This is a genomic window from Marinobacter sp. NFXS9 (assembly GCF_040148665.1).
GTDB classification, from domain to species: Bacteria; Pseudomonadota; Gammaproteobacteria; order Pseudomonadales; family Oleiphilaceae; genus Marinobacter_A; species Marinobacter_A mangrovi.
In genome coordinates, this window is sequence record NZ_JAGDDW010000001.1 from 314,353 (window position 1) to 328,878 (window position 14,526).

15 protein-coding genes are annotated in these 14,526 nt (G+C 55.6%); 13 read left to right on the top strand and 2 right to left on the bottom strand.

Annotation, left to right across the window (positions count from 1 at the left end):
- Positions 1-2 precede the first annotated feature (2 nt).
- The 7 genes from J3364_RS01435 (at position 3) to J3364_RS01465 (ending at position 6,488) form a co-directional block, all read left to right on the top strand.
- Positions 3-437 (top strand): type II secretion system protein, encoded by a 435-nt coding sequence (locus tag J3364_RS01435; RefSeq protein ID WP_349556082.1) that lies wholly within the window; start codon positions 3-5, stop codon positions 435-437.
- Complete coding sequence (locus J3364_RS01440) at positions 421-1,014, top strand: PilW family protein (protein ID WP_349556084.1); 594 nt, start codon at positions 421-423, stop codon at positions 1,012-1,014. The genes J3364_RS01435 and J3364_RS01440 overlap by 17 nt, the downstream gene beginning before the upstream one ends.
- On the top strand, positions 1,011-2,132 hold the full coding sequence (locus tag J3364_RS01445) for a type II secretion system minor pseudopilin (RefSeq protein WP_349556086.1): 1,122 nt from the start codon (positions 1,011-1,013) through the stop codon (positions 2,130-2,132). Before J3364_RS01440 ends, J3364_RS01445 begins: the two co-directional genes overlap by 4 nt.
- Entirely contained in the window at positions 2,035-3,159 is a 1,125-nt protein-coding gene (locus tag J3364_RS01450) for a hypothetical protein (protein ID WP_349556088.1), read from the top strand. The genes J3364_RS01445 and J3364_RS01450 overlap by 98 nt, the downstream gene beginning before the upstream one ends.
- Complete coding sequence (locus J3364_RS01455; protein ID WP_349556090.1) at positions 3,152-3,745, top strand: hypothetical protein; 594 nt, start codon at positions 3,152-3,154, stop codon at positions 3,743-3,745. The genes J3364_RS01450 and J3364_RS01455 overlap by 8 nt, the downstream gene beginning before the upstream one ends.
- 104 nt (positions 3,746-3,849) lie before the next feature.
- Positions 3,850-4,257, top strand: a complete 408-nt coding sequence (locus tag J3364_RS01460) for a hypothetical protein (protein WP_349556092.1) — start codon at positions 3,850-3,852, stop codon at positions 4,255-4,257.
- Positions 4,254-6,488 (top strand): secretin GspD/PilQ domain-containing protein, encoded by a 2,235-nt coding sequence (locus J3364_RS01465; RefSeq protein WP_349556094.1) that lies wholly within the window; start codon positions 4,254-4,256, stop codon positions 6,486-6,488. The genes J3364_RS01460 and J3364_RS01465 overlap by 4 nt, the downstream gene beginning before the upstream one ends.
- Here J3364_RS01465 and J3364_RS01470 read toward each other — a convergent pair.
- The gene (locus J3364_RS01470) at positions 6,482-7,174 is read right to left on the bottom strand and encodes an SAM-dependent methyltransferase (RefSeq protein WP_349556096.1); all 693 of its coding nucleotides are present in this window, start codon (positions 7,172-7,174) and stop codon (positions 6,482-6,484) included. The two genes, J3364_RS01465 and J3364_RS01470, sit on opposite strands and share 7 nt — an antisense overlap.
- A 108-nt stretch (positions 7,175-7,282) precedes the next feature.
- A complete protein-coding gene (locus J3364_RS01475; RefSeq protein ID WP_349556097.1) occupies positions 7,283-8,848 on the bottom strand; it encodes a hypothetical protein in 1,566 nt (521 codons plus the stop codon).
- 454 nt (positions 8,849-9,302) lie between these two features.
- On the opposite strand from J3364_RS01475, the gene J3364_RS01480 reads away from it, so the two are divergent.
- The 6 genes from J3364_RS01480 (at position 9,303) to rfbB (ending at position 14,521) form a co-directional block, all read left to right on the top strand.
- A complete protein-coding gene (locus J3364_RS01480) occupies positions 9,303-10,040 on the top strand; it encodes a sulfotransferase (RefSeq protein ID WP_349556772.1) in 738 nt (245 codons plus the stop codon).
- 26 nt (positions 10,041-10,066) lie between these two features.
- Positions 10,067-11,080, top strand: a complete 1,014-nt coding sequence (locus J3364_RS01485; protein ID WP_349556099.1) for a glycosyltransferase family 2 protein — start codon at positions 10,067-10,069, stop codon at positions 11,078-11,080.
- Entirely contained in the window at positions 11,073-11,846 is a 774-nt protein-coding gene (locus tag J3364_RS01490) for an ABC transporter permease (protein WP_349556100.1), read from the top strand. The genes J3364_RS01485 and J3364_RS01490 overlap by 8 nt, the downstream gene beginning before the upstream one ends.
- Entirely contained in the window at positions 11,846-12,553 is a 708-nt protein-coding gene (locus J3364_RS01495) for an ABC transporter ATP-binding protein (protein ID WP_349556102.1), read from the top strand. The genes J3364_RS01490 and J3364_RS01495 overlap by 1 nt, the downstream gene beginning before the upstream one ends.
- Positions 12,546-13,412, top strand: a complete 867-nt coding sequence (locus J3364_RS01500; RefSeq protein WP_349556104.1) for a glycosyltransferase — start codon at positions 12,546-12,548, stop codon at positions 13,410-13,412. Before J3364_RS01495 ends, J3364_RS01500 begins: the two co-directional genes overlap by 8 nt.
- 62 nt (positions 13,413-13,474) lie before the next feature.
- Positions 13,475-14,521: a dTDP-glucose 4,6-dehydratase gene (rfbB, locus tag J3364_RS01505; RefSeq protein WP_349556774.1), complete on the top strand. Its 1,047-nt coding sequence runs from the start codon at positions 13,475-13,477 to the stop codon at positions 14,519-14,521.
- Positions 14,522-14,526 lie beyond the last annotated feature (5 nt).

Below are 14,526 nucleotides of genomic sequence, written 5' to 3' on the forward strand. Positions count from 1 at the left end.
TCATGCGTCGGGCAGGAGGCTTTGCGCTCCTCGAAGCGTTGGTAGCGCTCGTTATTGTGGCTAGTGTCGGCGCTGCACTATTTGCGCTGATCAACACTGGAGTGCAGAACCTGGCCAAGGCTGAAGCGTCGGTTGCGACGACGACTCTGGAACCTCAGGTTCTGTCTTGGGTTCGGGGGATCGATTTGAGTCAGTTGCCAGAGACCAAACAGGCGGATATCGAATTTCAAAGCGAATCGGGTAGTGTTTCTGCCCGGGCTTTTTTCAAGCGGGTTGCGGGCCCTACTTTTACCGTCACCGGCAGTGGGGCCCGAGGTATCCATCAGGTCGCCCTTTATCGAGTAGATATTGAGTTATGGCATGGTCAGCGTCGTTTGGACGAGATCGTGACACGGAGGGTCGCAAGTAAGCAGGTGCTGGATGAGCCAACGTTTTGAGCGTGGTATGACGCTTATGGAGCTGCTGGTTGCCATGGTAATTGGCAGTCTTGTCATAGCGCTCGTCGTTCGGGGTCTTGGTCTGAGTCTTAATCTATACAATAGAGTGGCCAACATAACGTCGACGATGGACGTTCGATTTCGTCAGGCTCGATGGTGGACCCAGTCGATCGGTAGTTTGGTTCCATGTACCGACCCTGGGCATTGTGTGAAGGGTTCCGATAGAGAATTTACGGGTTTTTCGTTTGCCCCGATTATGAACGATGCGGGTAAAAGGACATCCATCCAGTGGCTGCTGACTCAAGATGCGAGCGGCTCATTGCTGACGTACACAGAGGGGGCGGATGGCGATTCGAAGCCGCTGGACATGATGGGTAAGCTGCCCTCCGATGCTTCTTTCGCCTACCTTCATGCGGATGGGCGCTGGACCTCAGATTGGAATGATGACGGTCAGAATAGGCGATTACCGGTTGCTGTCCGGATACAGGATGGTTCTGGCGCGGTTTGGCTTTATGGTACGACTGAGCAGCGCCCCTATGGGCGCGATGATTATCGTGACTTCCTGGGACTTCAATGAACCGCGTGCCACCGGATAATCAGGGTGGGTTCGTCCTTGCCGTGGTGCTGTGGAGTGTCGCCGCATTGACGTTAATTACCGGCGGAATTGTGGCCAAAATCAACAGCACCCTGGAGCAGGCCAGCTCAATGCGAGAGCTTGTTCGTAGCGATCAGGATGCGATGGCAACAGAGCAGACGCTGCTTTATTTGCTCTCTACCCACAGTCAGAATGAGGCCGGCGCACAACTGGCGACGAATATCGGCGGCCTCGATAAAGACGAAAATAAGTCGACTGACCCGTTTGCGGGCCGTTCATCCAACGAGGTTGAAGGGCCGACATTGAGGTTTGATGGAACCTGGTACCAAGGTATCGGTGATGTCAGCTTCAGTCTTCAGGACGCTGGTGCAACCCTGAGCCTCCTTGAGCCGGAGCGCGACACCTGGTTGCGCGCTATGAGCCTTCTGGGCCTCTCCGCCGATACGGCTAGTCAATGGTACGACGAGCTCCTCGATTATGAAGATCGCGACTCTCTTACCCGGCTCAACGGGGCTGAGAAAGAGGGCTATCGGGACCAGGGACTTGCTCCGCCTCCGAACCGTTTTCCGGTCACGCCCTTCGAAATTCGAAACCTGCCCATTGCTCGTCAGAACCCGGATGTCGCGGATGATCTGATCAGGTCGGTCACGACAGGGACGGGTACTATGGCGAACCTGAACACCTCGCCGCCACTGATGCTTGAGCTCGTGCACTCCATGACTCGCCAAACGGCTGAAAAAATCGTTCGGGATCGCAAGGCACACATCATCAAGTCCCTGATGGAAGCGTCCTCCCGATACGGGGTTCTCTTTCAAGGCGGGCAATTTCAGACATCATGGCAGCCATCGGGCTATGTGAGAATCATGCTGGGAGACCGGCAGGGCAGACACAAGCGATGGATTGGAGTAAAATTCACGGCCACCTCAAATGGTGCGCCCTGGATCATCCAATACAGCCATCCAGTAAGTTTTGATCATCGCCCACAGGAGCACAACACAAAGAATGCTTTCAGCCCGAATGAAACGACTGAAGCAGCGCCTGGAGCCGATACTTGGCCGTATTATTCAGCGTTTTTCCCGCACCAGCTATCGATGGAATGACAGTTCAATTGAACCCATAGGGCCGCTTGCCGGTTTTCCCGGTGGCGCCTGTGTGCTCCCCAGAGCGGTTGTCTTTTTCAGTCGAATTGATCTCGGCGACCTTCCCGTACGGGAGCGCAATAGCGCCCTGCGTCTTGAGCTGGAGCAGCAAGCCCCCTTTGATGCAGTCAACGGCTGGGTCATCTGGAGCGATGGACAAGCGTGCGTCTGGTACTGGCCTGAAGACTTGGGGTCTCAAGCTGAGGATGCAGCGGGCAAAATCGGCGTCGGACTGACATATGTTCCAGAGGGGGCTCTTTGGCCGGCACTGGCGCCAGGCGACTATCGCTGGATTGACGATCGGGGCAGCGGTCTGGTTGTCGTGCAATATCAGGATCCCCGGCACGGGCTGTTTGAAAAGCGCTATACCAGGGCAGCATCGCGAGATGAGATAGCGGCCTGGCTTCATCGTCACAAAGCCAATGTGAACCCAGAGGCCCTTGTAGCCCAGGGGGCCCCGGAGCTGAGCGGGGTCAGTGGCCGGGGGCTGCATGCGCGTGGCTCATCACTGGAGACCCGCGTCTTCCCGTTGACCACCTGCTTGCTCGGTTTTTTCGTGCTGGTTTACATATTCGCTATCGTATTCGCCAGTGTCCAGTCCCAGGCTGCGCAGCAGCAATCGTTACGCATGAAGTCAGGGGTGTCGGATGTTCTTGAGCTAAGGCAAACGTCATCATCGCTGAAGTCTGGAAACGATTTGCTTGCAAGCTATCGCTCTCCCTCACAGGTGGCTGTTGCGGCCGATCTCGCCGACCGAATCGATATGCACGGCGGTCGGTTAGTGCGCTGGACTTACCGCAAGAACCAGCTTGAGGTGAGCTGGGAGCCAGAGGGCGACATGCCGGAGTCGACGAGCCTCATTACGGCAGTGGAAGCGGCACCCTGGTCCCGGGATGTTCAGGCGCAAGAGCGCAGCGACACGCTGATGGAAATGAAAATGAAGGTCATTGACGCCCCGGGTGCTGTTGAGGACGGCGCTGATGATTGATTCGTTGTGGCAGGACGTACGCCAGCAATGGCAGGCCAGTTCCGTACTTCGCCTGGGTGGCTGGGCGATTGCAATCATTCTCCTTGTGTACGTATTGCTCTGGCTGGATGATGAGCTGGCACTGCGGCAGCTAGAGTGGCAAAGGGCTGAGGCAGATATAGCGGATTCCCGGTCGCTCGAGCAGCAGGGTTACTGGCCGGCGGTTGTCAAAGCCAGGCAGGAGAGGCGCGAACGTTTGCTTGCCGAGGCCTGGGACTACAAAACCGCAGGGCTCGCAAAGGCGGCCGTGCGTGAGTTTGTCGATAAAGCGGCTTCCGAGAGCCCTCTGAAGCTGAGGGTCAGAAACATAGAGCTGACAGAGCCGCAGCCCATAATGGAGGGCGTCGACGAGATGCGTGGCCGTCTTACAGTCAGCGCTGAAGAGCGGGGTGCTCCCTGGGCCTGGATAGCGGAGTTGGAGGGCGCTTCGCCTGCATTTTACATTGATAGCCTGGATCTTCGCGTTGGTCGAAAATCGGGCGCCGCCTTGATTATTGATTTCCGGGTACTGGTGACCGGCCTGGAAAACGAGGGGGCGGGCAAGTGATCCGAAATGTTTTGTTCGGCCTCATTGTTATCGCTTGTGCGGCAGGCATTGGGTGGCTTATGGCAGACATACCATCATCGGTGCCAAGAGGTCTTGACGACTCTATGGCCGTTCGTTTGCCCAATGATGTCGCCGCCGCCAATGGTGATGCCGGACGCAAGCAAAGTCTGGAAACCCTGTATCAGCGATCAGCATGGTCCGCTGTGACCCCGGCAGAGAAGGCCGGTGGCGACGATGAGCCGGAAAAGCAGTCGGCTCCAGAAGGTTTGGACCGATTCAGGCTTCTCGGCATCCTCCAGGTATCTGGTGGTAAGCCGGAAGCCCTGATACGAGACCTCAATGCCGCTGATGACCAGTCACCCGTATTCCGTGCCATGCCCGGAGATGAACTTCAGGGTACGGGCGTCATTCTGGCAAGTATCGACCAGCAACAAATTTCCCTGGAGCAGGGGGGGGATGCGCGAACGCTGTTCCTCTTTCCCAGGAGCTCGAAAAATGGATCGAAAGAATGAAGATGTTGTTCACCCGCAGTTCCCAAATCCTTCTTGGCAGTCTGCTCGCGGCGTTTGTGCTTTCAGGCTGCGCAACCCATTCGGCGCAAAAAGATAGTGAAGGCAGTTCTCTGGGGGTCGATCCAGCTGAGCATTTCAGCGTTAAACCCTTATATCGAGAGGATCGAGCCTCTACCAGTAACGAGTCAGAGACTGGTGTGAAAGGTGACCAAACGGTGTCCGATACTCGTGAGCCTGCCAAGGTTTCGATGAAAGCCGAGTGGGGACCGGTTGCGGGCGTTGATACCGGCTCTGCCAATGTTGGGCTTACGTCCGAAGATGTTCCGGATCTGGCCGGTAAGCCGATTAGCCTGGAGCTCAATGACCTTCCATTGCCCGTGTTTATCAACGAAGTGTTTGGGGAAAAGCTGGGGCTCTCATTCTCCCTGGCGCCTTCTTTGTCCAATAAAACCGATTTGGTCACGCTGAGGTTGGCTGAACCTCTTGAGCCTTCGGCGCTGTTCCGAACCGCGCGGTCTGTATTGGCGGACTATGGCGTCGCCATGGAGCAGCGTGACGGCGTCTGGTTATTCTCGCCGGCCGAGAACGTATCCACACAGGGTGTGCCGCTCCTCATAACCGGCGAAGCGCTTCCGGATGTGCCAACCAGCCACCGGCCAGTCTTCCAGGTGATCCCGCTCAAGGTGGTCAGCAATTCGCAGGTCCGTGGACTGGTCACATCCCTGTTCAAAGGGAGCAAAATCGACATTCAGGAAGATGCGCTTCGAAACGCAATCATTCTGAAAGGGGACAGGCAGTCCGTTGCTGAAGCCGCACAGGCCGTTTCATTCTTCGATCGTCCGTTGCTGCAAGGGCGTAACAGCCTCGTATTGCGCCCCGTCTATCGGGACGTGTCGAGCCTCGCCAAAGCCTTGCAGGATATCCTCACGGGGGAGGGGTATTCCGTAGGCAAGCCCGGAGGTACCGGGGTCAGCATGACGATTCTGCCGTTGCCGGAACTGGGGGCTGTCGTGGTGCTGGGACGCAGTCGGAGTGTTCTTGACCACGCCCGACAGTGGGCGGAGAAGCTGGATCAGGATTACCAGCGCGAAATCGAATCCGGCATGTTCACTTACGAGGTTCAGAACAGCAGCGCCGAGCAGTTGGCTTCGTTGTTGTCACAGCTATATGGTGGCGATGAAATGAAAACGCCCGAATCGGGCAAGGATTCCAGCTCCTCAGACAAAGAGAGTGGGTCTTCCGGTTCCGGCTCCTCGATGGGTGGTAATAGCGGAAGTCGCGGAAAAAGTGACGCGTCTGGCAGTGTTTCGACCACGGTTGCGGGAGGGCGCCTTGTCGTGGACAAGAGTCGGAACGTGCTTATTTTCCGGGGCAGCGGTGCCGATTGGATCAAGCTTCGGAAGATTGCCGTAGAGCTCGACAAGCAAGTGCCCTCGGTGCTTATGGAGGTTGTATTGGCCGAGGTCACCCTCAATGATCGTCAGGGTATGGGTGTCGAGTGGCTGGCGAGTCACAGTGGGAGCAAATTCGGTCATGAGTTCGGGACACTGAACGGTCTGGGAATTGGTAGCCAGGGGTTTACTTACACCTTGGATAGTGCGGGGGATGTTCGGGCATTGATCAACGCGTTCTATGACTCCAATCAGGCTGTCATTCGTTCATCGCCCAAAATCATGGTCAAGAGTGGTGAAACTGCAACAATTGAGGTCGGCAATGAAATCCCGATCAAGACCTCGTCCCGCCAGGGGGATACTCAAACAGATGGCAACACCGATGTGTTGGAGCAGTTTCAATATCGCAAGACAGGGGTTAACCTGAAAGTCGAGCCCGTTGTCCAGGCAAGCGGTCTGGTTGATATACGCATTAGCCAGGAGCTCAGCGAGAGTCAGGACACCAGCAGTGGCAGCGATGAGTTTTTGCCGACTATCCTCAATCGGTCAGTGGAAACGTCTTTAACGCTTCGTGACGGCGGCTCCGTGGTGCTTGGAGGGTTGATTTCCAAGACCAGTAGTAATGGTGAGCAGGGCGTGCCATTTTTGGGTAAGTTGCCCTACATCGGGCAGTTGTTCAGAACCGATTCGGACAACACGTCCACGACCGAGCTCATGGTTATGGTGATTCCTTACGTTGTTCGAAACGACAAGGAGGCCCAGAATATTTCGGACCTCCTGGAGGAGCGTGTCCGTCAATCCAGTGAGCAACAACTGCAGAAGCGCAAGCCCGCTCAGTGACCCGGGCGCGGCTTGCGCATTCTCTGAAACGCCTTGTAGAAAGACAGGCCCGTCTCGTCAACCCAGTCAAGTCGGGCCTGTGAGCGTGTCAGCATGGCCCACCTCTGAATGGGGTGGGGCCAGTTCAATGATTTGTAGGTTAGTCCTGCCTCTTCGACCATCGATTTAAAGTACGCCTCGTTGTAGCGAACCAGTCCCGGGTAAAGCCAGCCCGATTCCCCCGAGTTCTTTTGGTCTGGAAACCAGGTCACCAGCATCACACCGTCGTCTGCCAGATGGGGGTCTAATTCCTGAAGCCAGTGTCGGACCAGATCTTCGCCGCAGTGGCTGAAAATGGACTGCAGCAGAATGAAATCGAAGCGCTCGTCAGTGTTGAGTTCTGTACAGTCGGTTCTGAAAGAGAAGCGTGCCTGTTTCAGTTCAATAACGTCTTTGCCGCACTCTTGGCTCATGCCTTCTTCGACCAGCCAGCGATTGGGTTCAATGCCGACGTAGCCAGATCGGGCAAGGTAGGGGATGAGCAGTCGGGCGTTGCGAAGGGAGCCGCAACCGACATCAAGGACTTTGTGGTGGTCCCGTAGACCCAGCGTGGTCATCAGGTTGAACACGGTGGCTGCAATAAGGTCGTAGTTAACGGGGTCTCCCACGTAGGCTCGGTAATGTGGGTCGCCGGGTTTCATGGTCATGCTGTTTCGTTCCATGCGCTGTTTGAAATAACGCGTCGAAGTCTACCGGAGCGCAAAAAAAAAGGCACCCCGAAGGGTGCCTTTCTCACAACGTTCTTTCAGATCAAATTACTTGGTCTGGAAGAAAGCGTTGTTGTCGCGAGACACGGTCAGGCCCTGGATGTAGATGCCGTCTGCACGACGACCCACCAGGCGCTCACCAGTGAAGCTGCTTTCGACAGTCGGGTTGGTGCCATCGTTGGCTGCAGTAGCACTGTAGCCTTCAACTGCGTCACCGCCGAACTCACCACGAACAACAACGCGCAGCTTGTTCTTGCTGTCGGCGCCAGTTGCTGCCAGAGCGAAGGCCGGATCAGCCGCTTGAGCTGCCGCGTAGATGTCGTTGATGTTGATCAGCTTAGTGCTGGCACGAGCGACCAGAGTGCTGCTGTCTACACCTGCGATATCGCCGAGGTCGAACGAAACTTGCTCGCCGTCATCGTTGATCACGGTCACAGTCACGTCGCCAGCAGTGCCGCTCGGGTTGGTGATGCGAGCGAACTGCTGGAAGGCGCCGCCCGGAGTCAGGGCGAAGTCCAGACGGTCAGTAGAACCGCTGAACTGCAGGCCGCTACAAGTCGTGGTAACGGTGCCCACGTCGTACGTGGCTGCAGACGCAGCATCAGTGACGCTTACAGAGTAAGTGGACTGGCTCATCTCGTTAGTGCCGTCAGCATTAACGGTGAACAGACCATTCAGCAGACCAGCCGGATCAGCAGAAGTCCAGGTAGCGGAGCCGTTAGCCGGCGCTGCATCTGCGTTGACGCTGTTCAGCTGGAAGCCGTTGGCTGTTTCGAATGCGTCTGTGCTGCCTTGCATGACAACTTCAGTGCCTGCGCCAAAGTAGTTGGCCAGGATCGTGACGGCAACACCGTTTTCGGTGAAGACGTTTTTCGCTGCCAGGTTGAAGCTTGCAACGTCAGTTGTTGTGGTGCCATCGACAAACTGAGTCGGATCGACAACGTCAATCTGAGCCGGGTTTGCGGTCGGGCAAGTCAGGGCATAGCCCGGGCCCCAGGTGATCCACTGACCTGATTTAGACACCAGAGCGTTGGTCTTGTTGACCGCGTCTACCGCAGTTTCGTACAGGGCGTATGAAATGGAGCGGGTGTTCTGATCAGTCGCTTCGATCTCGTCACCGGATTGCGGTGCGAAAATGAACTTGGCTGTTTGCGGCAGGTCAGCAACACCGGTCGGCTGTGCTGTTTCAACGATAACGTAGCTGTCGCCAGCTGCGCCACCTTGGGAGATGGAGAAAGTGACATCGCCGTTATCGGAGTCGAAATCCTCATCGGCCAGAGCGGCAGCCAGAGGCTCGTCGAAAGACAGGCGAACATATTTGGAAGTGCCTTGGCCAATAGTAAAGCCAAAAGTAGCCTCGACAGCGCCGCCGGTGTTGCTGCCCGTGCCGCCGGTCAGGTCGACGAGGCTGCTACCAGCGGTAGAGCCATCACCACCGCCATTCTGGCCTGCAACAGATACGTTCAGGTCAACGCCGGTACCAACGGCAATTTCCTGTGCAAACACGAGCGGGTTTTCACCGTTCGGCTTGTCCAAATCGACAGCAGCGTTAGCAACCCCTGCAGTTCCCAGTGCAGCAGCAACAGCTGTGCTCAAAAGGATCTTTTTATACATAAGAAACGTTCCTATTAGTTTCCAAGATTTAATGACCTTGTCGACAAGGTTTCCTGCAATTCACGGAACCCAGCGCACACGGTAATCCCGCCGCGGGCGCCGGAATTCACGAAAACCGATACTAGGTACAGGTCATGAGTATGTCAACTACGGAGGTTGTTAAATATTAAAAATTTGGCGCAATTTCGAGAAGTTACAAAAGTAAACATAGAGTTGATTAAAAAATGGCAAACATGACCAATAAATCATCAGGGGCAGGGTTGTCTTTGGGCAATATTTAGTGTGAGCAATGGTGGTTGTATCTTGGCCCGAACAGGCGTTCGTCAGTTTGGTTGGAAATAGGGTAATATGCCGCCCGCTTCCGGGTGGATGTATACCGCTGCTCGGGTTCGATTTTTGAATTTGGAGGCAGGTTTTGAAGGAAAGCTCGTTGGCTGTCAGGCCGCCATTCATAGTGCTTGGGATGCATCGTAGCGGGACGAGTAGTCTGACCGGGTCTCTGCAGCAGGCCGGTTTGGTGCTGGGCGATGTCCATACGGCCAATCCCTTCAATCGTAAGGGCAATCGTGAGCATCCAGAATTAATGGCCTTGCATGAGTCCTTACTGCAAGCCAATGGCGGTAGCTGGCATAACCCGCCAGGGTCGGTGGAATGGACCGAGCCCTTTATCAGCCAGCAGGAAGCGTTTTGTCGCCGGTTTGCAGGTGTTGAAAGCTGGGGATTCAAGGATCCGAGAGCTTTGATCGCGCTTGAAGGCTGGTTGTCGCTGTTTCCGGATGCGAAGCTGGTGGGTACAGTCCGGCACCCTCTTGCCGTGGCTCGGTCGCTCCACAGTCGCGATCCTGCGCTCAATACGTTGGAAGGTTATATGCAGCTGTGGGCCACATACAACCGCCGCCTGCTGGCGTACTGGCGCGATCGCCAGTTCCCTCTGGTCGATTTTGACGAGCCCGACGACGAATATCTCGCTTCCGTTGGCCGGCTCATGGAGACCCTCCGGCTCCGTGAAGGGATGCTGGCTCGCGTTCGTCGCCAGGGGGTGTTTGGCGCAGTGAAAGGCTCGCTTGGTCGTCGGACGGAGCCATTTTTCGATCCGGCTCTGCGCTCGCAGCGAGTCGAAGGTCTCGGTGCTCTTCCTCCTGATATCGCTGAGCTCTACATGGCGTTAAAGGGCGCAGCGAAATCCTGGTAAACAGGCAGAATGACAGGTTTCAGGCAATGATTCGGAATTGGTTTCAACGTGGTCGTAAGGTTCAGCGGCCAAAGCTGTCTTTTGTGGTGATCGCCTATAACATGCAGCGGGAAGCTCTGAGGACGGTGGAATCCCTGTCCCGGAGGTACCAGAAGGGCAGTGAGGGGATTGAGTATGAGGTTGTGGTCGTGGATAACGGCTCCGCACAACCTCTGGACCTCTCGGCGGTCGGGGATATTGGTGTTCCACTGAGGTTGATACGTCGTGATCAGGCTCGGGTCTCTCCCGCCGATGCCATCAATATCGGTGTGGCTCATACCTCTGGAGAATTCGTGGCGGTGATGATTGACGGTGCGCGCATGCTGAGCCCCGGCGTGGTTCGGGGAGCAGTTGATGCAATTGGTCTCGCGCGCGAGCCGGTTGTGGCCGTCCTGGGCTTGCATATCGGTCCCGCGCATCAGCGAGAGACGGTCGAACAGGGATATAGCAAGCATGTGGAAGACCGCCTGCTGGAAGACATTGGCTGGCCAGCAGACGGGTATCGTCTGTTCGAAATTTCGTCCTGGGGCGGTTCCTGTGCCGGAGGGTGGTTGTTGGGGGCTTCCGAAAGTAACTGTATCTGTGTGTCTCGCGATCTGTATGACCGGATCGGCGGTTATGACGAAGGTTTTGAAATGCCGGGTGGGGGGCTGGTTAACCTGGATTTCTACAAGCGGGTGGTTGAATGGCCGGATTCGACGCTCATTTATCTGGCCGGTGAGGGGTGCTTTCATCAGCTGCACGGTGGCGTCACAACCGGAGAGCGTCAGCAAGGCCATAGTTTTGAGGAGTTGAATGAGGAATATCGTCGACTGAGGGGCGAGGGGTTCACGGCTCCGGAGAAGTCCCCACTGGTATTTGGATCATTGAATCCAAAGCACGCACCCGCATTATTGAGTGCCTGCGAAAAGATTCTCGAGACCCATTCCATGAAAACGGTTTCCGAGCAGTGTGCCCCTTATCTGGCGCCCGGGAAAGACAGTGAGGCGTTCAGTGAATAAGGTGGCCAATGGGATTGATGTCGTCTGGTTGCGGGCAACGGCAGAGCTGCATCGGGACATTACGCGGACCTATCTTGGTATTCTCTGGTGGGTTATTGAGCCGCTTCTCTATATGTCTGCCTTTTACCTGATTTTTGCCATGGGCGTGAGGCACGGTAACGGTGGCGAGGGGTACGTCGGATTTCTGTTGACCGGGCTGGTGGTCTGGAAGTGGTTTTCGACGACGGTTATACAGGGATCGAACAGTCTAATGGCAAATCGTGGGCTGATGCAGCAGGTCTATTTGCCAAAATTCCTGCTCCCATTGATTCCCGTGACGGCCAACACCTTCAAGTTCCTGGTTGTTCTGGTGTTGCTGGTGGGCTATGTCTGGATATTTCGACGGCCTCCGGGCTGGGATTGGTTGGCTCTTATGCCGGTTTTTCTGGCCGCATTACTGCTTGTAACGGGTTGTACGTTGCTTTCGGCATCGCTCGTCCCGTTTGCCGATGATCTCCGGATGCTGATCAATAACGGCATGTTGTTGTTGATGTTCTTGTCGGGCGTTTTTTTTAACGTCAGCGAATTTCCCGAGGCGATCCAAAGCTGGTTTTACCTGAATCCTCTCGTTGGGCTGCTTGAGGCGTTCCGGGCCGTATTGCTCGAGTCGGGGTATCCGGATTGGGGGCATGTGGGCTATTCGGCCGGGATAGGCGGTCTCATGTGCCTGGTTGGCGGCTTATGTCTGGCCCGTTTTGATCGGGTTTATCCAAAGCGGGTGGTGTGATGAATTCCCTTGATGATTGTCTTATTCGGGTCGACTCCGCGGGTGTGGCTTATCCGGCCGGCGGTATCTTTTCGCGGCATAAACATTGGGCTCTCAGGGACGTGAGCTTTGATTTGCACGACGGAGAGGTCGTGGGTGTCATTGGTCGAAATGGGGCGGGTAAGAGCACACTTCTCAAGCTGCTTGCGGGGATTATATCCCCGGATAGCGGTCAGGTGTGGCAAAAGCCGGGCGTTCGGGCGTCGTTATTGGCGTTGCAGGTTGGCTTTCTGCCCGAGTTGACTGGTGAGGAGAATGCGGTCCTGAGTTGTGTGTTGCTTGGACTCACGCGCAAGCAAGGTCGTTCGAAGCTTGATGCCATTCGGGAGTTTGCCGAAATCGGTGATGCGATGAGCGCTCCGTTGTCAACCTACTCGTCTGGTATGAGGGCGCGACTGGGTTTTGGGGTCGCGCTTGCGGCGTCACCCGACGTGTTGCTGATCGATGAAGTGTTGGGCGTGGGAGATGCCCCTTTTCGACGGAAATCTGCGGCGATGCTCAGGGAACGTATTGTCGGTGGTCAGTCGGCCATTGTTGTTTCTCATAATGTGAATACGCTCCGGGATCTGTGCAGCAAATTGGTCGTCATTGACAAGGGGCGCAGCGTGCTTTCAGGGCCGATACAGGATGTTCTGCCTCAGTATGAGGCGATGGTGGCCAATGGCTGATCTTTTTTGCAAGAGGCTGGCTGTTTCTCTGGTTATACATCATTGGCGTGAGGAGGAAGTTGGACGTTCCGTAACAACCCTGGGGCGAAGTCTGTTGGCGGCACGTGAATCGGGCTTGCTCGATGAGGCTGCGCTTTTCATTCTCTACAATGGGTCCGAGCCTGTGAACCTGCAGGCGCAAGTGGCAATCCTGGCTCGAACCTTTCCCTTTGGTATCGATGCATTTCAGGCCCAGGAAAATGGTGGCTACGGAAAGGCCAACAATCTGTTGTTGGAAAAGATTGCTTCGCGGGCATTCGACACCACCTTGATCATGAATCCTGACGTGATCGTTTCGGAAATGGCGATGCCCAGACTCCTGTGGCGTCTCTCCGGCGATCCCGGATGTGGCATCATCGTTCCGCGGCTGCTGGATCCGGAGGCAGGATATGATGTGTATGGCTGCAAGCGTTATCCATCGCTCTCTGTATTGGCGGTCCGCCAATTTCCGTTTCTTCAACGGTTTAGGGTGTTGCGGCGTCTGAATGACCTCTATGAATACCGTGATCGTCTGCCGGAATGGGAGCACCGAGGTGTTGAGCTGTGCAGCGGCTGTTTCATGCTGGCTAGGACGGATTTCTGGGTGAGTCTTGGCGGTTTCGACACTCGGTATTTCATGTACTTTGAGGATTTTGATCTATCGGTAAGGGCCACGAAAATGGGCTGGGTACAGGTCTACGAGCCAGGAGCCATTGTTCAGCATGCCGGCGGAGGGGTATCGGGTAAGTCTCTGGAGCACCGCTGGTGGTTTGTATGCTCGGCGTTCAAGTTTTTCCGGCGGCATGGTTGGCGCCTCTTTCGGGTTGGTAAGGGGTTGTGACAATGGCAGCTCTATCTGGGATAATCCGCGCCTTTTAGACGGTCTCGAGAGGGCTTTTGCGGATGATCTTGGTTACAGGTGGTTGCGGATTTATTGGGACTAACTTTATCCGCCTTTGGCTTGCTGAAAAGAATGAGCCTGTCGTGAATGTCGACGCGTTGACGTATGCGGGCAACGCAGAAAACCTGTCAGATATACAGGACAATCCTGATTATTATTTTGAGCAGGTCGACATCTGCGATGCATCGGCAATAGCCGATGTGCTCAAACGATATCGGCCACGTGCCATTCTGCACTTTGCCGCCGAAAGCCACGTTGATCGTTCAATCACTTCACCGGAAGCGTTCCTGCAAACGAATGTTATGGGAACGTTCAATCTGCTGCATTCAGCTCTGGCTATGTGGAATACGCAGGGCCAACCGGATGGTTTCCGGTTCCTCCATGTCTCTACGGATGAGGTCTATGGCTCTCTCGGCAAACGCGACCCGGCATTCACCGAGCAGCATCGCTATCAGCCAAACAGTCCTTACTCTGCTTCAAAAGCGGCCTCGGACCATCTGGTTCGTGCCTGGCATCACACATATGATCTCCCGGTCCTGACGACGAACTGTTCCAACAACTACGGACCTTATCAGTTTCCCGAGAAGTTGATTCCCCTGATGATCGAACGCGGCCTGTCGGGAGAGTCGCTGCCCGTTTATGGAGACGGGAACAATGTCAGGGACTGGCTTTATGTCGAGGATCATTGTCATGCCATCATGGCGGTATTGGAAAAAGGTACACCTGGAGAGACCTACAACATCGGTGGCAATGAAGAGCGGACCAACCTTGACGTCGTTGAAAACCTGACGAATGTACTTCAGATGATGAAGCCGAGAGAGGGGGGGTATCGGGAGCTGATCCGTTTCGTGAAGGATCGCCCCGGGCACGATCGGCGCTACGCCATCAACCCGACTCACATCCGTGACCAGTTGAACTGGTACCCCCAGATTGATTTTTGTGAAGGGCTTCGGCGGACAGTGGACTGGTACCTGAGCAATCGTACCTGGGTGGATCGGGTTAAAAGCGGTGAATACCGGCACTGGCTCGATCACCAATACAGAAGCTGACTGGA